Genomic DNA, 18,223 nt, shown 5'->3' on the forward strand with positions numbered 1-18,223 from the left:
TCCAGCATGATATCTGCTATTCTTCCTTCACCCCAAGGAGGATAACATGGCAGAGCGCAGCCCCAAGGCCCCGTTGCTTGGCGATTACTTCATGGCCCGGCGCAAGACCAAGCGCACCTTCCTGGACGACATTGACGCCCTCATCGACTGGCGGCCTATCCGTTCGTTTTTGAACAAGAAACTTACCCGCAAGGCCGACGCCGTGGGCAACCCCGCCTACCCGGCCCTGGCCATGTTCAAGATTCTGCTCCTGCAACGGTGGTACAATCTCAGCGACCCGGCCACCGAGCAGGCCCTCTACGACCGCCTCTCCTTCATCCGCTTCGTTGGTCTGTCCTTCGAGGGTGACGTCCCCGACGAAACCACCATCTGCCGATTTCGCAACGGCCTGATCAAGTTGAATATTCTCGATAAGCTTCTGGATCGCCTCAACGAGCAGCTCGAAGCCAAGGGCCTGCTCGTGCGTGAGGGGACCGTGGTCGACGCCTCGGTGGTCGAATCTGCCCGCCGCCCGCGCAAAATCATCGACATCCTGCCCGAGGATCGCGCGGAGGAGGCCGAACAGCAACCTGCATCCCCTGCGAAATCAGACTGTTCGGTCAAGGTCAGCTTTTCAGACGATGCCGACGCGGCCTGGCTCAAGAAGGGGCGTCGCTGTCATTACGGCTACAAAATCCACGCCGCCACCGATGCTCGCGACGGCTTCTTCCTCGGCGGCCACGCCACCTCGGCCAACCGGTCAGACATGCGCGAGTTCGAAACGCTGCTCGATGAAATCCATGTTATTCCAGGGACCTATGTCTATGGCGACAAGGGGTATTCCAGCGGCGCCAACCGCGACGCGCTGCTGGCCCGCGGCCTCAAGGACGCCACCATGGACAAGGCCACCCGCCACGCGCCGCTCACGGCCTATGAACGATTGCGCAACCGGCTCATCAGCAGCGTGCGCTGCGGCGTGGAGCGGGTGTTCGGGACCTGGAAACGCGGCTACGGCCTGGCCCGGGCGCGCTATCTGGGCCTGAAAAAGGTCTGCGCCGAGCTGTATCTGGTGGGAATGGCCTTCAATTTGAAGAAAGCCGTGCGGTTGATGGGCACTTGAGGGGCTGGTGCGTCCAAAATTTGGAAGGAATGATGAAAATGAGGGAAAAATGATGAAAACGATGACAGATTAGACCAAAATCAGAGGCCGAGAGGGCCATTTCCTCGGCGAAGAGTCGTTCGGGTGGTGTTGTGCAGAGGTCTCGATTTGGTTCATACGGCAATTTGTAGGCAAATTTTCTTCCTGCTACAGAAATAAGCACATCAATATCAGGCTCAAATGCACTTGAAATTGTATCGCCAGTAATCGAAATACGGTATGAGTACCCAAAGGGAGCCGCCCGCGTACTTGCATAGTTAAGGGTCAGCCCTGTTCCAGCAATGGCGACATCCTGATGCAACTCGCGAGTGCGGTTGGTGACGGAAGACCCCTTCGATATTTTGCACTTGTCTTTTTTCGGTTTGTTCTTGTCTTGGTCCTGGGGGCTCTTTGGGGCTTCCGGTGCCGGTACAGACCAGTTAAAATCACACGGCGAAAAATGCCTGACCTCCACGCGCCAATACGTGTTGCCGATGCCTTGCAGCTGTTCGGCGGTGAGGCCGGTGAGTTCGTCGGTGACGCTGCCGTCTTCGTTCAGGTCCTCGGGCTCGTTATCGCCGGTGGCATCCACGCCGTCGGCAATGCCGTCGCCGTTCGTGTCCACCAACTTGACCACCACGCCGTTTTCGCTGGCGATCCAGGCACCTTCCTTGCGGTCGTAGAAGCCCACGGGCACCATGGTGCCGGCCTCGAAGCCCAGGAAGTTGTCCAGCCAGACGGTCACCGGCTTGGTGAACTGCACCGGCTTGTCCAAGGCCTCGTCCAGGCTGAATTCCGCGCACCAGGTGAAGGCCGAGGTGGGCGGCAGGATGGCTGGCATGGATTCGGGCGTGGTGTACTCCGTGGCCCGCACCGTGAAGGATGGCAGCTCGGTTTCCGTGCCGTTGTCTTCGATGCGGAAGGCCTTGATATCGCCAGGGAAGCCCATGGTCACGCCGCGGGTCCCGTCCTCATCGGTGATGACCGTGGACTGGTGCACAAAGACGTGGGCCGGGTTGCCGTCGGGCGCAATGACCGTGGACTTCTCGTCGTAGCGCACCAAGGCGGCGTCTTCAAAGGTCGTCCAGTTGTTCCACTCGGTCATGGCGCTACGCTGGGCTTCGGCGTAGCCGTCCTTGGTGAAGCGCAGGGTGATCAGGCCGCCGCCCTCCACGGGCAGGGTGTAGTTGCCGTCGGCATCGGTGTAGGCGGTGCCATAGTCGCCTTCGGCACGCAGCACGCGCACGGCCACGCCGGACAAGGGCTGCCCCTGGATATCGAAAATGCGGCCGTTGACCATGGCGAAGCGGTCGGGATCATAGACCGCCTTGCCGGCGTCAGCTGGAATCAAATCTTCATACAATTCACCATACGAGGCGCGAGGCTGGGGCTGCACGCCGGAGCGGACCGCTACTGCGGCCTGGACCGTGGCCGTGCCGCCGGGGCCGGTGGCGGTCAGCGTGTAGGTGGTGCTGGCGCTCGGGCTGATTTCCAGCGATCCTGAGGTCGCCACGGCGCCGATGCCCGGCTCGATGGCCACGGAATCCGCATGGGTGCTGGACCAGGTCAGCGTGGCCTGCTCGCCGTGCCGCAGCTCCTGGGGTGAGACGGTCAGCGTCGCTTCGGGTGCAGGCGGAGGCGCATCGTCCTTCTTCAAAATCTCCAGCTTGAGCTTGGCCTTGGGGTCGCCGCGCAGGTACATCCAGGCGAGCATGTTGGCGTCGATGGTCACCTCGGCTTCCATGACGGTCTCGTCGCCGCGCAGGAAAGGCCGGATGGTCAGCTGCTGCTGATTGAGCCGCAAGGTACCACCGCGAATTTCTTTATTATCGCTCAGCTTGGTCAGGCGAACCACGGCCTGCTGCGGCGCAAGGCCCTTGATATAGGAGACGTCCAGCAGCAGATGCAGCGCGGAAATCGTATACGTCTTGCTGTAGAGCACGGTGGCGTTGGCACTCTGCTGCGCCGTGGAGTTGCCCACACTGAGCAACGACCAGCCCATAAGGCCAAGGCACAGAAAGAGTATGAATCCTACGCTGAATCGCTTTGCTTTCGCAGACATGACACGCGCTCGCCTTTGCTGAGGATAATCGTGGCAGCGTGCACTTTATCAAAAGACTTTTATTTGACCAGAAAAAATTAATGGCATCAAGAGATTGTTTAGACGAATCATCTCGATAGTTGCGATCAGAAAATCAACTCTGATCTCCCTGTATAAATCAATCAGAGTATGGACAGATTGTCACAAATCTCCAGAGTGGTCTGAACAATTGTGTCAGTCACCTCCAGAAACTTTTCCCGCTTTTTTGTCAGGGAAATCAGGGTACAGCGCCACGACCGTGACATTTTCGCCCTGCCGCAGCACAACATGACTTCTCTCGACTTTCTCTAATATCCAATCAAGATACGCACAGCCTTCTGCGACCCATAATTCCGTAACTTCATTTGGTTTTTGTGAACGCCCCCCCGGAGGGGAGGGAGCGCGCCATGCGTTTCCGGGGGGCGGCGCCAGCAGGGCCTGGCGTGGAGTACCGTGCATGGCGACCCCGAGCAGGAGGGGCGGAGGCTGTGCGGGACGCGCGGTCTTGGACGCGGCAGAGGGCGGAGAAGCCGGCGCAGGATCATTGCGCCTAGGGCTGCGGGAGGCATCAAAAAGATTACCTTCCACAATGATTGTACTGGGTTCTCCAGCGGAGACCACACCAGGACAAACGGACATGGCCAAAAAACAAGCAACCGTGATTGTCCAGGCCGGCCAGTTCATTCCCAGCTCACCACGTCGGCCTCCTCTCCGGAACCGCCCTCACGCCCATCCGCGCCAAAGGAAACCAGATCGTAGCCGCCATGCTGGCCCGGGCTGGTGTATTGATAGGGCCTATTCCAGGGGTCCTGGGGAATGGTTTTTTTCCGCAAATATGGGCCCTGCCAGTTGTTCGTCCCGGCTGGCGCGTCATTCAAGGCCGCAAGCCCCTCTTCCGTGGTCGGGTACCGGCCGACGTCCAGACGGAAGGAGTCCAGTGCGGCGCCAAGCTGCTCGATTTGGGTCCTGGCGGTGGCCTGGCGGGCTTTTTCCACCTTGCCAAACAGGTTCGGGCCCACGATTCCAGCCAGCAGGCCGAGTATGACAACGACGATAAGCAGCTCCATCAAGGTGAAACCGTTTCGATTTACTGAATATTGCTCCTTGCAACGCAATGCACAGGAATGATATTTGACAGCCACATTATTGCCGCATATCCCCTGACGAAGTATGCCAACCATCCAAACGCGACAGCACATAATGAATGACTCCTTTTCCCTGGATGCCATACGGCCGAACGCCATGCATGGCAACGTGTCATTGCGTGACATGTTTGCGACAGACCATATGCGCAACCAGCGACAGGACGAAAAGTCTGACACCTTTGATCGTAACACGCTCCAGCGCCTGGGAGCGTTGCTGGGCTGGCCGTTCCTCCAGCGCGAGGCCTTCCCTCCCCTGCCTGTCGAAGCCAGCTTCTTGAATGATCTTTCCAAGGACTACCTGCGCGCCCGGCGCTGCCTGCCGGCTGCCCAGGCCAATGGGGACGTACTGTTCATCCTCAGCGATCCGTTTGATCTGCCCCTGCTGGCCGCCCTGCGGCAGACGTTCGGAGCGTCCCTTGCGTGCCGGCTGGCCCTGGCCGAAGAGATCGCCATGGCCTTTGATCATCTGTATCTACAGGAGGATGCCGAGTCCGAGCCCCAGCCGGAAGAGACCGGTCAGGCCGATGAAGTCGATCCTGCTCGCTTGCGCGATCTGGCTCGCGAAGCTTCGGTGGTGCGCAAAGTGGATTGGTGCATCAACGCGGCCCTGGACGCCCGGGCCTCGGACATCCATTTCGAACCCGCGGATGAGGCCGTGCTGGTTCGGTTTCGAATCGACGGCCGCTTGCATGTTCGGGACACCTTGCCCAAGACCGTGCAACCGGCGCTCATCAGCCGGCTCAAGCTCATGGCCAATCTGGACATTGCCGAGCGCAGGTTGCCGCAAGATGGCCAGATTGTATGGAAATCACTGGGCAGGACCGTGGATGTGCGCGTCTCTACCACGCCGGCCCTGCATGGCGAAAGCGTGGTCTTGCGGTTGTTGACCAAGGAGCGTGCGGCCCGAACGCTGCAGGGGCTGGGATTGGGCCCCGAACAGGCTGCCCTGTTGGAATCCCTGGGCCGCAAGACGCATGGCATGGTGCTGGTGGTCGGCCCCACGGGCTCCGGCAAGACCACCACCCTGCACGCCCTGCTCTGCGCCGTACGCGATGAAACCCGCAAGATCATGACCGTGGAAGACCCGGTGGAGTATCACATCGAAGGCGTGAGTCAGGTCCAGGTCAACCCGCGCATCGATCTTACCTTTGCCAGCGCCCTGCGCTCCTTTCTGCGGCAGGATCCGGATGTGCTGCTGGTGGGGGAAATCCGGGATCCGGAAACGGCGCGAATCGCCGTGCAGGCCGCGTTGACCGGGCATTTGATGCTCTCCACCCTGCATACGAAAGATGCGCCCGCCGCGCTGCCCCGGCTGCGGGATCTGGGCGTGGAACCATATTTGTTGGCCGACTGCCTGCTGGCCGTGTTGGCGCAACGTCTGGTGCGGGTGCTGTGCCCTGCCTGCCGCACCCCGCGGCCGGCCCTGCCCGAAGAGATGCTGAGCATGGCCGAGGCCGGCCTGGAGCTCCCCTCGCCGTGCATGGTGTATGACCCTGGAACCGGCTGCGCGGCCTGCGGCGGGACCGGCTGGAGCGGTCGGGAAGGGATCTATGAACTGCTCTTGATTGACGACGCCTTGCGCCGGGCGGTCATGGCTGGGGAAGACGCCGGCACCCTGGCTGCCCTGGGGCGGGTGAATGGGTACGCGCCCATGGCCACGGCGGGCATGCGCAAGGTCCTGGCTGGCCAGACCACCCTGGCGGAACTCTTGCGCGTCATCAACCTGGAATGACCCGGCCATGGCGCGCTTCCAGTATGTGGCCCGTTCGCAGCAGGGCGTCAAACGCCGCGGGGCCCTGGAAGCCGTCAGCCTGGACGCTGCCCGTCGCGCACTCAATGCACAGGGCCTGTTGCCAGAATCCATCACGGCCACCGGTACTCGAGGTGCGCGTCCCCGGCTTGGCGGTGGTGTTCGGGAGGCAGAGGCCACGGCCTTTCTGGAAGATTTGGCCGGCTTGCTGCAGACGGGCGTGACCGTGGACCGGGCGCTTTCCCTGGTTGCCTCGCAAACCGAGGCGGCCCGTCTGGCCGAGGCAGCGCGCGATATGGCCACCATGGTGCACAAGGGCCGCTCCCTGGCTGAGGCCCTGGAGGGGTACAAAGATTATCTGGGCCGGCTCACCCCCACGCTGGTCAAAGCGGCCGAGGCTGGCGGCGCGGCGGCCTCGGCCCTGGCGGATATCGTCCGCCAGCGCAAGGAACAGGCCCGCTTCCGACGGGCCTTGCTGGGCGCCTTGTTCTATCCTGGCCTGCTGGTCTGCATGTCCATGATTTGTCTCGGCGTGCTGACCAATTACGTCGCACCGCAGTTTGTGCTGGTCTTTGAGGAATTCGACAAGCCCTTGCCGACGACGCTCCTTCTGCTGCTGCGCGTGGGGAGCCTGGGCCAAGGGTACTCCCCCCGAAAAGAAATGCTTCTGAGAAGTAGAATTTTCTCGTACTCCAAGACGAAGAGGAGATTCTGCATGAAGACGTCCCGATTCACCGACTCCCAGATTTTGGGCATCTTGAAGCAGGCGCAAAACGGCGTTCCCGTAGCCCAGCTTTGCCGCGAGCATGGCATGAGCAGTGCCACGTTCTACAAGTGGCGCGCCAAGTTCGGCGGCATGGACGCCTCCCTCATGGCCCGCATGAAAGAGCTTGAGCGGGAGAACCGCCTGCTCAAGCGCATGTACGCCGAGGAGAAGATGAAGGCCGAGGTCGTCGCCGAGGCGCTGGCAAAAAACGCCTGAAGCCATCTCGTCGCCGCGAGATGGCCAAAGAAGCCGTTGAGGCCGGAAAACTGAATATCCGGCAGGCCTGTGCTGCGTTTCGCATCAGCCAGACCTGTTATCGCCATGCGGCGGCACGTTCGACCGAGAACCAGAAGATCGCGGATTGGCTGGTGCGGTTGACGGCCACCCAGCGCAACTGGGGATTTGGGTTGTGCTTTCTTTTCTTGCGTAATGTCAAAGGGTTTGGCTGGAACCATAAGCGGGTGTACCGGATTTACCGCGAGCTGGAGCTCAACTTGCGTATCAAGCCCAAAAGACGCCTCGTGCGCGAAAAGCCGGAATCGCTGGCCCAGCCGACAGCGATCAACCAAGCGTGGTCCATGGATTTCATGCATGACCAGCTGCAGGATGGCCGCAACTACCGGCTGCTGAACGTGATCGATGACTGCAACCGGGAAGGCCTCGCCATCGAGGTGGATTTCTCCCTCTCGGCAGAACGAGTCGTGCGCGTGTTGGAACAGATCATTGAATGGCGCGGGGCGCCGAAGGCGATACGATGCGACAACGGGCCGGAATATATCAGTAACCGACTGAAAACATGGGCCGAGAAAAAGGCATCCGGCTGGACTACATCCAGCCAGGCAAGCCGCAGCAAAACGCCTATGTGGAACGCTACAACCGGACGGTGCGCTACGACTGGTTGAACCAGCATCTGCTTGAAAGCATAGACGAAGTGCAGGACCACGCCACGCGATGGCTCTGGACCTACACAACGAACGGCCGCATACCGCCCTGGGAGGATACCCACCCAGGGCCACGCTGGCCAGGGTGGCATAGGCTCTACTTGTCAGGGCACTTAGAAAGGGGAGGAGTTCCTAAGGACCTGCTCAAGCTGGTGCACCAACGCCGACCGCTTTGCCTGGCTGATGCGGGAAAGGTTTTGCTGACGCCATTGCACCGCGGGCAGGGCTGCGGCGGCCTCGAGACCCAATGCTGACCAGACGGGCTCGCCGCGTTCAAACGCCAGCAGGAATGCCCGGTGCGCGTCGGGCATGGCCCCGAGGATCTCGCTTAGGAGCGATTCCCGCGTGGCCAGGAGCGCTTCCAGGGCCACGGGTTCTCGAGTCATGCCAACGAAACCACGGCTGAATTCCGTAGTCAGATCCTTGGGGCGGGCCGCCAGCACTTCAGCCATGGGCCGATCATGACTGATGAGGTAGATGAGGAATGCCCGCCGGAGTGCTTCCGAAATGCCTTCATTCGATAGCAGGTCGCGAATGTCGAAGAGGTCCCTCGGGTGCTGTCGATCCAGGGCCGCGACGATCTTGCCGGCGTACAGATCGGCAAAGGAAACGACCCGCATCTCGGCAAATCCGAAAGCGTCCTCAACGCCCGGAGAGACCTGGCGCAGTTCCGGCGCATACACACAGCCACGCAGGACAGGCGTGACCTCAATTTTGATCTGCACCGCGTCTTGTCGCACAATAAGCTTGGTGACCTTGCCTTCGCGCGAGCGAGACGGGGTCACATGCGCACCGGGCACGGCACGCGCGATGCCCTCGCCGATGCGCACCAGGGCCGTGTCGATGGCGGCGAGGGAGCTCGGCCGGTCATGGATGGGCAGGTACGTGAGGTCGATATCCACAGAGAGACGCGGCAGGTCGCGCACGAAAAGATTGATGGCCGTACCACCCTTCAACGCGAAACAGTCTTCCTCCACGACCGCCGGCAGCGTGCGGAGGAGCAATGCGACCTGGCGGCGATAGGATTCAGCAAAGGGCATCAACGCGACTCCAGCAGCTCGTGTGGTACGGTAATTTGATAGACCGGATCAAGCCCGCCCCCTTTGGCCAGCATGCGCTTGCCCGAACCCAGGGGGATCGCCCCACGGTCAAGGTGCTTGCGCCAGGCATGCTGGTGGCGGTCCGCGAAAAAAAAGAACAACCGCTTGACTTTCACGCTTCGGCAACGGCCAAGCAAGGCCTGCAGACGGCGTGGGGCGAGGTCGCTCAGGCCCTCCATCAGCATGTCAACCTGATGAAAGCTTTCGCGGTCGGGCAATTCGTCGAGAAGTTCGAGAAAGGCCCGTTCAGGGGCAGAGACCGTGAGTGGCCAGTCCCACTGCCCCCATGGCAGCACCCGCAACCCAACATCCTGCAGAGATAGCGAAACCTGCGACTGCTTTTGATCATCTTGGGCCAGGGAGGGGAAGGTGACGGTCTCGAGGTCCGCTGCAAAAAGGGTCCGGCTATTGTGCGTGACGAATCGCTCCGCAAGGGGCAACGTCATGAGCCAGGAGGGCAGCTTCACCGGGCCGTGTAGGTGGATTTCCGCCACACGCTCGGCAAGATGGTGGGCATAGCCCTGCAGCTCCAGCGCGGTCCTGCCACCAACGACAAGGCGATGGCCAAGAAGCCCTTGCAGAGAAATGATCACCTGCTGCCACCGCACGCGGCCACGCCCTCGCCAGTAGACGCGCCGCGCTGGCTGCTCCAGCCACCCAGCGGCTACATACTTGGCCCGCAAAGAGGAGGAATACCCTGCAGCCGAAAGCCAAGCCGAATCCACAAGCAGCCCTTCCGGGAGCAGCCGTTCAAGCTGGTTTAATTTTCCTTCATTTCGCGTCGCCATACTATGGTATTTAGCATGAATTCGAACTGAACGCTAGTTCATAAAATAGTAAACTAGGATACTTTAACGATGCATAATTCAGTTTTCTCGAACTGAAGAAGGCCCCCCGCGGGCAACTTGATCTTGTGGCCATTGAGCGCCTGCTTCGGTGATTCTCGCACCTCAATCAGAAAGTATACGATACAAGACGCAGGAGCTCCCCATGAACGACTTCAACTGGAGGCACTTCCAAGGGGAAATCATCCTGTGGGCAGTACGATGGTACTGCAAGTATGGCATTAGCGACCGCGAGCTGGAGGAAATGCTGGCCGAACGTGGCGTCAGGGTTGACCACAGCACCATCTACCGCTGGGTACAGGCCTATGCGCCCCTTCTCGACAAGCGGCTGCGGTGGCATCTGAAGGAAGAAAACACAGGCAGTTGGCGGGTGGACGAAACCAACGTCAAAGTGAAGGGCGAGTGGGCCTAGCTCTATCGGGCCGTCGGAAAAGATGGCGCGATCATCGATTTCTATCTCTCCCCAACCCGCAACACACCGGCCGCAAAGCGTTTTCTGGAAAAATCCCTGCGCGCGAGGAAGCCCTGGGGAATGCCGCAGGGCATCAACACCGATAAAAACGGCTGCTATCCAGCGGCCATCAAGGCGCTCAAGGAGGAAGGCGTTCTTGCGTCAGAAACCCTGCATCGGCAGGTCAAGTGCCTGAATAACATTGTTGAAGCCGATCATGGCAAGCTGAAACGGCTGATCAAGCCCACCCTGGGCTTCGAAAGCATGAAAACGGCAGACGCGACGATCAAAGGCTTCGAGGCCATGCGGGCCATAAAAAAAGCAGACCTCCACGTGGCAGTATCAGGACGGCGTCGTAGGAGAGGTGCGCCTTGTGGAGAGGATGTTTGGAGTGGGGAAGCCGGTGCTGGAGGAAATGACCGAACGGTTCAACCACGTGCTGGGGAGCGTGACGGCATAAGCAAAAAGCAATAAAACAAGCGGGGAATAGTCTGCAGAAAATTTTTGCAACAGAGCCCTCTGATCAAGGACTTGATGCGAGAGTACGGCCTCTCAAAGGCGACGAGTTCCAGATAGCTTTGGGAAATGGCAGGCCCCCGGAGATTCATCCAAATCAGAAACTGTACGTCAGCCGCACTTCCCCGCGCAGGGCGTTCATTTTTTCGCCGTATTCGCTTCCCGACGTGCCCACGGGGATGAATAACCGGGGGCGGAACTCCAGGTTTTCCGTGATCTTGTAGGAGAGTTCGGGGTTGATGGTGAAGCTGCCGTCGCCCAGGTTGGCGATGACGGTCAGGCTGGGCGTGAGGTAGAGGATGCCCAGGGGTTCCAGTTGGGACACCCGGCCGTAGAGGTACTCCTGCCCCGCGCCGGAGCCATTGTAGCGGCTCGACACGGCCGAGGCCTGCTTCAGCAGGCTGGTGCGGCTGGCGGACTGGCTCTGGGCGGTCGCGGATTTTTTGGCCTGCGTCGTGCCCTCGTTGTCTGCGGCCAGGGCCTCATACACGCCCTGGTTCACGAGGTGGAAATAGTCCTGCATCTCGCTGGGCGAGTAGCCCTCGCCGTTGTGGTAGTATTCAAGGATGAAGGTCGTGTCCGAGGAGGTCAGGTAGCGCAGGCCGAGCAGCGCGCTCCAGGCGTTGTACCGGGTGGTGCGGATGGCTCCGGATGCGTTGACAAGCGTTTTCTCATAGCCAATCCGCAGGGACGTCTCGCCATGAATGGCCAGATTCTCCAGGATGTTGGCGGCAAAGTCCGCGCCAAGCCGGGTATCGTAGCCATTGCCGGCCAGGGCCAGCAGGTCCACGTCCACATCATACAGCAGCATATAGATTTTTCCCCCGAAAAGCAGGGCGTCCGTGTCGGAAAGCGCCGCATTGATGTGCTCGCCCACCGGCAGCACCACGGGGGTGAAGGCCAGGGTGGCCAGGGGGCCGGGCCGGCTGAAAATGAGATCGGCCGTTGCCAGGACGTAGCCTTCCCGGCTCTGGTCCGGATCTTCCACGTCCTTGGGCCGGCTGGCGAAGCTGACCGGGTTCCAGGCGTATCCCTTGCCCCACTTCAGGACCTTTTTGCCGGCCTCCACCGTCACCGATTCCGTCGGGCGCCAGGTCAGAAACCCTTCTTCGAGCAGGATGGTCCCTTCCCAGTGGTCGTTGTCCTCGAACAGGGAGGCGGAGGGGTCATCGTAGGTCGAATCCGTGAGCGGCAGCTGACTCCAGGCCATATCCAGCCTGGGTCGGGCGTAGGCGCCGAGCTTCTCGAATTGCAGCGAGAATTCCGGCTTGATTCTGACGAGCAGTTCCCCGGCCGTGTCCTCCTGGGGATCTTTTGTAAACCGCTGTTTGTAGGCGGCAGAATCCTTGTCCAGCGACCGGCCGCTCATGCGCAACTCCACCTGCCCCCAGATCTCAAGGGGGCTTTTCTCCACCGCAGGAATCTCAAATTCCGTGTCATAGGGCTGCGCCTCCTGGGCCAGGCAGGGACGCGCGAGGACACCAGGCAGGGCCAGCAGGCACAACAACATGGCCAGGCGGAGAAGGCGGGAGGGCATGCGTGCTCCGGGGAGGGGTTATCGTCTCAGGAGGTCGACCCGCGGCAGGTTGTTCAAGGTGAAGACCTCGTCCGCGAATTCCCGGGCCTGGACTTTTGCGAAAATCATGATCGAGCGATAGCCCTTGTACAACGGGCTGTCGGTTTCGATCACGGCCGGACGCACGAGGCCTTCGCCAAAGTCCTTGGTATTCTTGAAGTACAATGTCTTGATAAGCATCCCCGAGGCCGCGATGCATTTGACTTCCTGCGGCGTCTGGAGTGCCTTGTCCACGCGCATCTCCAGCCGGTCATAGGCCACGGCGTCGGTTCTGGCCTTGAGCTTGAGCAGATACGCCTCGCCCTGTTCCTCCAGAGATTCCGCGCGGTATTCCGTGGCGTAGTCCAGCCGGAGGATGTCGGCATTGTTGAAAACCCCGCCCGTGACGGACTGCAGGCTGGTGATGCGCACCGGCTTGCCCACATTGGGAATGTGCAGCCACATGTTGTCCCCCAGCCGCAGCGTGGCGCGTCCCTTGTCGCTGGAAGGCTCCAGGAACACGGAGGCCACCATGTCTTCCCCTTTCTTGACCATATAAAGGGTGTATTCCCGCTTGCTGCCATCCGGCTCGACGTTGATGATTTTGCGGTAGGATTCATAGCTGACCGGGGTCAACTTGCGGTCGATCTGCTGCAGCAGCGTGTCAGGGTCCAGGGCGATGGCAGAGGCGCTCCAGCAAAGCAGCACCGCAAGGGCCAGGGATGCGGTTCGAATGACGATCATAGATCTTGCCTCCAGTGGATTACACATGGCCCAGTGCGTCCACCGGTTCCATGCGGCTGGCCTTCCAGGCCGGTTGCAGGGCGGCGAGGGCCGAAACCGCGAGCACAATGCCCGCCAGGAGCAGCAGTTCCGAGCCGTTGATTTCCGGACGCAAGAGCAGCCCCTCCATGTGCGAGAAGGAGAAGCGGATGTGCGCCGCCTTGATCCCCAGCAGGCCCGCCACGCCCAGGGCCAGTCCCGCCAGGGTGCCCAGCAGGCCCAGCAGCACGCCCTCGGCCACGAACAGGCCCAGAATGGTCGCGGGCGGGGTGCCCATGGCCGCAATGGTGCCGATCTCCCGCACCCGCTCGAAGACCGACATGAGCATGACGTTGAGCACGCTGATGAGCACGATGGCCATCATGACCAGTTTGACCATGATGAGCATCAGATCGATCATGTTGGCAATGTTCGCGAAGGGGGAAAGCTTGGCCCAGGGGTGCACTTCGAAGAGCGGCTTGCCCTGCGGGGTGGTCATCCCGCCCAGTCCGGCCTCAAGTCCCTTGGTCACCGCGGCCAGCTTGCCGAAGGAGGCGGCCCGGACCACTATTTCCGTGACCTCGCCCGGATTGGTGCGCAACAGCCGTCTGGCGTCCTCGATGTGCATGTAGGCATCCTTGCCGCTTGGCCCGGCGACGTCCTCCACCAGCCCGGCAATGAGAAACTCCATGCCATTGACCGAACCCTCCCGGTTGGTGGCCACCAGCACGATGGAATCCCCCTGCGTGAGGCCCAGGCTCTGGGCGATGCGCAACGGCACCAGCACCTGTCCCGGCGCGAGCAACGGCGCCCCTGGCCCGGGTGCGCCCGTGGTCACGCGGCTGGCCAGGCCCGTGCAGACCATCCCTTCCCGTACAGGGTCAATGGCCGTCACGCGCACATTGGTGCTTTCCATAAAGTTGCTCAGCAGGGCGCCGAACTTCAGGCGCGGGGAGAACGCCTCCACGCCCGGCGTCTGCTCCAGTGCGGCCGCCACCGTCTCATATTCACCCGCCTGCAGATTCAGATTCAAGGGCATGGTGTCGATGGAGGAGACGTAGCCCTTGCGATGGATCTGCAAATGGCCGAGGGTCGAATCCGTGATGATGCCGATCATCATGTTCTTGAAGGAGCCGGCCAGGCCGGAAAAGAGCACCACCATGCACACGCCCAGCACAATGAGCAGGGTGGTCAGCAGGGTTCGGCGCTTGTACCGCGTGAGATTGCGCAGGGCGATGCGGAAGATGCTAGGCATGGTTGCGGCCTCCTGCATGTGGCGTGGACTGTCCCGTCAGGCGACCATCTTCCAGCGTGTGGATCACGTCGGCATACTCCACGATGCGTGGATCGTGCGTGGAAAAGACAAAGGTGGTGCCGAAGCTGTCGCGCATCTGGCGCATCAGGGTAATGATTTTGTGCGCGGTCTGGTGATCCAGATTGGCAGTCGGTTCATCGGCCAGCACCACATCGGGATTGGTGATCAGCGCCCGCGCCACGGCCACGCGCTGCTTCTGCCCCCCGGAGATCTGGTCCGGCCGCTTGTCCTTGAATTCGGCCATGCCCACGGCTTCCAGCACCCGTTGCACCCGGGCGCGGCGTTCTGCGCCCGGGGTCTTGCAGATCATTTCCAGCGGGTAGCCAACATTCTCGGCCACGGTGAGCACGGGAATGAGGTTGAAGGCCTGGAAGATGAACCCCAGGTGCTTGCCGCGAAAGGCCGCCGCGGCTCCCCTGTCCAGGGTGTCCGTCCGCGTGCCGGCCACGTGCACCGTGCCCGAGGAGGGCTTGTCCATGCAGCCTATGATATTCAGCAGCGTGGTTTTCCCACTGCCCGAGGGGCCCACGAAGGTGACCAGGGTGCCCTGGGCTATGGACACCGTGACTTCTCGCAGGGCCGGCGACTCCACCTGTCCCTGTCGGTATGTTTTTGAAACCGCCTTCAGCGCAATGATAGGCATGCATGCACTCCTGTAATGGCCTGGGTGACGACAACAGGCAAAGCAAAAACCGGTCCGCGGGGCAATCTGCCCCCAAAGGCAAGGGAAATGGCCCACTGCGCCTTTCCGACCATGACGGTGGGTGTACAGTTGTCAAACACCTCCCGGCGATGCGGTGTATGGAAAATAGGCATCACCCCTGGCGGTGTACAGTTTGTTTACGGCTCCGCCTCAGAGAATCCATTTGCGCCGGATGTTCCAGAGGCTTGCCAGGAACAGGGCCAGGCAGAAGCCGGCCAGGATGGGCACATCCAGCAGATAGGGCAGCGTGTTTCCGCCATGCACCGCACCGTGCAGCACATCCGCACCATAGGTCAGGGGCAGCAGATACGAGACGGGCTTGAGGTAGAACGGCAGGTTTTCGAGGGGAAAGAACAGCCCGCACAGAAAGACCATGGGAAAGCGGAAGAAGTTGGAAAAGGTCTGGGCCTCGAAGACCTCGTTCACGGCCACGGCGATGAACAGCCCCATGAAGGTGGAGGCCATGGCGATGAGCAGCACCGTCAGGAGGAACAGGCCCCAGGCAATGTGCGAGACATCCGCCAGAAACATGGCCAGCACCACCGGCACAAAAGCGTTGGCCATGCCGAAGAGGATGGCCCCCGAGGTCTTGGCCAGCATCAGCAGCTCGAAGGGCAGCGGCGCCAGCAGCAGGCGCTCGAAGGAGCGGTTCTTCTTCTCGAAGGTCACCGTCACCGCCAGCATGGAGGTGGTGCCGAACAGAATGGAAAGCGCCACCACGCCGGGCAGCAGGGTCATGATATCCTTGGGGCTCTGGCCGGTCTTGATGAAGAACATGCCCGTCCAGGCCAGCGGGAAAATGAGTCCCCAGCTGATGTTGGGCGGCTTCATGTAGTAGGTGCGCATGTCCTTGCAGAGGATGTTCCAGAATGCGATCCAGCGGTTCATGCCTTGCCTCCTTTGGGCTCCTGCTCGCCGGCCAGGGCCCTGGCCTCCAGGCCGGTAATTCTGACGAACACCTCTTCCAGCGACGGCAGCTGCCGGCGCGCCTCCAGCACCTCGATGTGGTGCTCTTCGAGAAAGCGGACCAGCGGCGCCACGGCAATGGGCATGGCCGCCTCCAGCCGCAACTGCCCGACATCCTGCAGGGTGCAGTCAAGGGCCGGAAAGGCCGCACCCAGCGCCGGCAGGAGTTCCGGCGGGAATGTGGCGCAGGCGATGCGCAGCACGTGCCGGTCCTGCACCGGCCGCAGCAGGGCGGCCAGGGTGTCGATGCGCACCACGCGCCCGGCCACAAGGAAGGCGATGCGGTCGCACAGGCGCTCCGCCTCTTCGATGTAGTGCGTGGTCAGGAAGATGGTGGCGCCCCCCTGGCGCATCGTGGCGATAAGCTGGCGGATGTGGCGGGCGCTGGCCACGTCGATGCCGGTGGAGGGCTCGTCCAGAAACAGGATTCGCGGCTCGTGCATGATGGCCGCGGCCAGGGTCAGCTTGCGCTTCATCCCCTTGGAATAGCCCCCGAACTTTCTCCAGGCGGCTTTTTCCAGGCCGAAAGCGGCAAGCAGCTCGCGGGCCCTTGCCTCGCGGCGGATCTTGCGCATGCCGTACAAGGCCCCGCAAAAACAGAGGTTTTCAAATCCGGTCAGCTCCGGATACAGATTGCTTTCGTCCGGGGCCACGCCGATACGCGCCTGCGCGCCCCGGGGGTTGCGGATGCAGTCCACACCATCCAGACGGATGCTTCCGGCGTCCGGGCGGGCCAGGCCGGTAAGCATGTTGATGGTGGTCGTCTTGCCGGCGCCGTTGGGTCCCAGAAAGCCGAAAATCTCGCCCTGCCGGACGGCAAAGGAGACCCCCGCCACGGCCTGGACGTCTCCGAATCGTTTGTGCAAGCCTTCCACAACAATGACCTCGGTCATGCGCGCCTCCCGGAATGGTCTGAAATTAAGTACCTGCGCGAACGCTTAAATATTACCGCCAAAAAAAATCAGCGCCCGCCCTCCAGCAGCGCGCGCGCCGTGTCTGCCCACTGCCGCAGAGTGGCCTCGTTGACCCGGTAATGCACGTGCAACCCGCTCTTGGTGGGCGTCACCACGCCGGCATCCCGCAGCACGCGCAGGTGCTGCGAGACCGCGGCCGGCGTGATGCCCAGGGCCCCGGCCAGGGCGTTGACGCAATACATGCGCTGCCGGAGCAGGGCGATAATGCGCACCCGCGCCCCCACGGACAGCACCTTAAATATGCGGGCCTGCCGCTCCGCCGCGGCGGTTGCCGAATAACTCTCTAAGTCCATGCGCAGATACTTAGCCAGACAGCCGGCGGTTGTCCAGCCTTTTGGGAACGCTCCCGGCAGCATTTTTCTTATGAAAAAGGACATTGCGAGAGGGGAAACCTTTTGCAGAAGGTTTTCCCCCGAGCACTCCTGTAAAAACCACCAGACAAGCCGTGCTGCCGGCATGCCGGCAGCACGTGTTGAGGCGTCACAAACCTTCAGCTACCCGAACAGCCGGCCCAGGGGCGTGCCCACCTTGGCAAAGAGCCCGCGGCGGGAGAGGCCCGGTCGGACGGTATCCGCATCGGCCACGGCCTTGGCGTGGTAGGTTTTGGGATCGTATTCGTACAGGAAGATCACGTTTACGTCGTCGGGGTCGCCCAGGGTGGCTTCAGGGCGACGTTTCTTCACTTCCTCCAGGCGTTTTTTGGCCAGGGCCAGCATTTCTTCCCGCTCGCCGAAGTTCATGGTCCCCGTGGGGCAGGAGAGTACGCAGGCCGGCTTGAGGCCGTTGGAAATGCGATCGAAACACATGTCGCACTTGCCGAACTTGCCGCTTTTCTCGTCCTTGCGGGGGATGTCGTAGGGGCAGGATTCGCGCACGTCCTTCCAGTCCTTGAGGGCGCTGGCCTTTTCCGGATCAAAGACCACGGCGCCCGTGGCCTCGTCCTGAGTGATGGCCCCGGTTTCCTCCATGTCCGCGGTGAACATGCAGGGTGGGGTGACGCAGTGGCGGCACTGGTCCGGCATGAAGAGCCAGCGCGGGCCCCCGCCAGGGGTTTCGGCCTCGGTCATGCGCACGAGCTTGTAGGTCACGGCGGAGAGATCCGCCGGGTTCTGGTGCGAGCCGAGGTTGCGCGTGGGCTCCACAGGATGATTCTTCCATTGCTTGCAGGCCACCTGACAGCCGCGGCAGGCCGTGCACTTGCTGGTATCGATAAACAGGGCTTTTGGCATGATCTCTT

Annotated in this window: 14 protein-coding genes and 3 pseudogenes; 5 read left to right on the forward strand and 12 right to left on the reverse strand. The window is 61.4% G+C overall.

Annotation, left to right across the window (positions count from 1 at the left end; genetic code table 11):
• Positions 1–46: 46 nt before the first annotated feature.
• Complete coding sequence (locus ACYQ00_RS02915) at positions 47–1,099, forward strand: IS5 family transposase (protein ID WP_460030289.1); 1,053 nt, start codon at positions 47–49, stop codon at positions 1,097–1,099.
• On the opposite strand, the gene ACYQ00_RS02920 is transcribed toward ACYQ00_RS02915, so the two are convergent.
• Both ACYQ00_RS02920 and gspG read right to left on the reverse strand, forming a co-directional pair.
• On the reverse strand, positions 1,062–3,179 hold the full coding sequence (locus ACYQ00_RS02920) for a carboxypeptidase-like regulatory domain-containing protein (RefSeq protein WP_460030687.1): 2,118 nt from the start codon (positions 3,177–3,179) through the stop codon (positions 1,062–1,064). The genes ACYQ00_RS02915 and ACYQ00_RS02920 overlap by 38 nt on opposite strands.
• 698 nt (positions 3,180–3,877) lie before the next feature.
• The gene (gspG, locus tag ACYQ00_RS02925) at positions 3,878–4,339 is read right to left on the reverse strand and encodes a type II secretion system major pseudopilin GspG (protein WP_460031314.1); all 462 of its coding nucleotides are present in this window, start codon (positions 4,337–4,339) and stop codon (positions 3,878–3,880) included.
• 145 nt (positions 4,340–4,484) lie between these two features.
• Here gspG and ACYQ00_RS02930 point away from each other — a divergent pair, with 145 nt between their 5' ends.
• From ACYQ00_RS02930 to ACYQ00_RS02940, 3 genes and pseudogenes are all read left to right on the forward strand, one after another.
• The gene (locus ACYQ00_RS02930; RefSeq protein WP_460030688.1) at positions 4,485–6,074 is read left to right on the forward strand and encodes a GspE/PulE family protein; all 1,590 of its coding nucleotides are present in this window, start codon (positions 4,485–4,487) and stop codon (positions 6,072–6,074) included.
• Positions 6,075–6,081: 7 nt separating this feature from the next.
• Positions 6,082–6,636: pseudogene (locus tag ACYQ00_RS02935) on the forward strand (type II secretion system F family protein); the annotation flags it as partial.
• 171 nt (positions 6,637–6,807) lie between these two features.
• Positions 6,808–7,893 (forward strand): annotated as a pseudogene (locus ACYQ00_RS02940) (IS3 family transposase).
• Positions 7,894–7,912: 19 nt separating this feature from the next.
• Here ACYQ00_RS02940 and ACYQ00_RS02945 read toward each other — a convergent pair.
• Both ACYQ00_RS02945 and ACYQ00_RS02950 read right to left on the reverse strand, forming a co-directional pair.
• Positions 7,913–8,839, reverse strand: coding sequence for a nucleotidyl transferase AbiEii/AbiGii toxin family protein (locus tag ACYQ00_RS02945; RefSeq protein WP_460030689.1), 927 nt, complete (start codon positions 8,837–8,839; stop codon positions 7,913–7,915).
• A complete protein-coding gene (locus ACYQ00_RS02950) occupies positions 8,839–9,687 on the reverse strand; it encodes a type IV toxin-antitoxin system AbiEi family antitoxin domain-containing protein (protein ID WP_460030690.1) in 849 nt (282 codons plus the stop codon). The genes ACYQ00_RS02945 and ACYQ00_RS02950 overlap by 1 nt, the downstream gene beginning before the upstream one ends.
• 202 nt (positions 9,688–9,889) lie before the next feature.
• On the opposite strand from ACYQ00_RS02950, the pseudogene ACYQ00_RS02955 reads away from it, so the two are divergent.
• Positions 9,890–10,655: pseudogene (locus ACYQ00_RS02955) on the forward strand (IS6 family transposase).
• A gap of 153 nt (positions 10,656–10,808) precedes the next feature.
• Here ACYQ00_RS02955 and ACYQ00_RS02960 read toward each other — a convergent pair.
• The 8 genes from ACYQ00_RS02960 to ACYQ00_RS02995 form a co-directional block, all read right to left on the reverse strand.
• A complete protein-coding gene (locus ACYQ00_RS02960; protein WP_460030691.1) occupies positions 10,809–12,248 on the reverse strand; it encodes a hypothetical protein in 1,440 nt (479 codons plus the stop codon).
• Between the two features lie 18 nt (positions 12,249–12,266).
• The gene (locus ACYQ00_RS02965; RefSeq protein ID WP_460030692.1) at positions 12,267–13,010 is read right to left on the reverse strand and encodes an outer membrane lipoprotein-sorting protein; all 744 of its coding nucleotides are present in this window, start codon (positions 13,008–13,010) and stop codon (positions 12,267–12,269) included.
• 19 nt (positions 13,011–13,029) lie between these two features.
• Complete coding sequence (locus ACYQ00_RS02970; RefSeq protein ID WP_460030693.1) at positions 13,030–14,283, reverse strand: ABC transporter permease; 1,254 nt, start codon at positions 14,281–14,283, stop codon at positions 13,030–13,032.
• Positions 14,276–14,986 (reverse strand): ABC transporter ATP-binding protein, encoded by a 711-nt coding sequence (locus ACYQ00_RS02975; protein ID WP_460030694.1) that lies wholly within the window; start codon positions 14,984–14,986, stop codon positions 14,276–14,278. Before ACYQ00_RS02975 ends, ACYQ00_RS02970 begins: the two co-directional genes overlap by 8 nt.
• A gap of 210 nt (positions 14,987–15,196) precedes the next feature.
• Positions 15,197–15,934, reverse strand: coding sequence for an ABC transporter permease (locus ACYQ00_RS02980; protein ID WP_460030695.1), 738 nt, complete (start codon positions 15,932–15,934; stop codon positions 15,197–15,199).
• The gene (locus ACYQ00_RS02985) at positions 15,931–16,905 is read right to left on the reverse strand and encodes an ABC transporter ATP-binding protein (protein ID WP_460030696.1); all 975 of its coding nucleotides are present in this window, start codon (positions 16,903–16,905) and stop codon (positions 15,931–15,933) included. The genes ACYQ00_RS02980 and ACYQ00_RS02985 overlap by 4 nt, the downstream gene beginning before the upstream one ends.
• A 68-nt stretch (positions 16,906–16,973) precedes the next feature.
• Positions 16,974–17,279: an ArsR/SmtB family transcription factor gene (locus ACYQ00_RS02990; protein ID WP_460030697.1), complete on the reverse strand. Its 306-nt coding sequence runs from the start codon at positions 17,277–17,279 to the stop codon at positions 16,974–16,976.
• A 201-nt stretch (positions 17,280–17,480) separates the two neighbouring features.
• The gene (locus ACYQ00_RS02995; RefSeq protein WP_460030698.1) at positions 17,481–18,215 is read right to left on the reverse strand and encodes a 4Fe-4S dicluster domain-containing protein; all 735 of its coding nucleotides are present in this window, start codon (positions 18,213–18,215) and stop codon (positions 17,481–17,483) included.
• Positions 18,216–18,223 lie beyond the last annotated feature (8 nt).

This window comes from Megalodesulfovibrio paquesii, from assembly GCF_054653055.1.

Excerpts from the sequence above, each read along its gene's own strand:
- ACYQ00_RS02915 (WP_460030289.1), top strand. The coding sequence starts at position 47 with ATGGCAGAGCGCAGCCCCAAGGCCCCGTTGCTTGGCGATTACTTCATG.
- ACYQ00_RS02920 (WP_460030687.1), bottom strand. The coding sequence starts at position 3,179 with ATGTCTGCGAAAGCAAAGCGATTCAGCGTAGGATTCATACTCTTTCTG.
- ACYQ00_RS02930 (WP_460030688.1), top strand. The coding sequence starts at position 4,485 with ATGCGCAACCAGCGACAGGACGAAAAGTCTGACACCTTTGATCGTAAC.
- ACYQ00_RS02945 (WP_460030689.1), bottom strand. The coding sequence starts at position 8,839 with ATGCCCTTTGCTGAATCCTATCGCCGCCAGGTCGCATTGCTCCTCCGC.
- ACYQ00_RS02950 (WP_460030690.1), bottom strand. The coding sequence starts at position 9,687 with ATGGCGACGCGAAATGAAGGAAAATTAAACCAGCTTGAACGGCTGCTC.
- ACYQ00_RS02960 (WP_460030691.1), bottom strand. The coding sequence starts at position 12,248 with ATGCCCTCCCGCCTTCTCCGCCTGGCCATGTTGTTGTGCCTGCTGGCC.
- ACYQ00_RS02965 (WP_460030692.1), bottom strand. The coding sequence starts at position 13,010 with ATGATCGTCATTCGAACCGCATCCCTGGCCCTTGCGGTGCTGCTTTGC.
- ACYQ00_RS02970 (WP_460030693.1), bottom strand. The coding sequence starts at position 14,283 with ATGCCTAGCATCTTCCGCATCGCCCTGCGCAATCTCACGCGGTACAAG.
- ACYQ00_RS02975 (WP_460030694.1), bottom strand. The coding sequence starts at position 14,986 with ATGCCTATCATTGCGCTGAAGGCGGTTTCAAAAACATACCGACAGGGA.
- ACYQ00_RS02980 (WP_460030695.1), bottom strand. The coding sequence starts at position 15,934 with ATGAACCGCTGGATCGCATTCTGGAACATCCTCTGCAAGGACATGCGC.
- ACYQ00_RS02985 (WP_460030696.1), bottom strand. The coding sequence starts at position 16,905 with ATGACCGAGGTCATTGTTGTGGAAGGCTTGCACAAACGATTCGGAGAC.
- ACYQ00_RS02990 (WP_460030697.1), bottom strand. The coding sequence starts at position 17,279 with ATGGACTTAGAGAGTTATTCGGCAACCGCCGCGGCGGAGCGGCAGGCC.
- ACYQ00_RS02995 (WP_460030698.1), bottom strand. The coding sequence starts at position 18,215 with ATGCCAAAAGCCCTGTTTATCGATACCAGCAAGTGCACGGCCTGCCGC.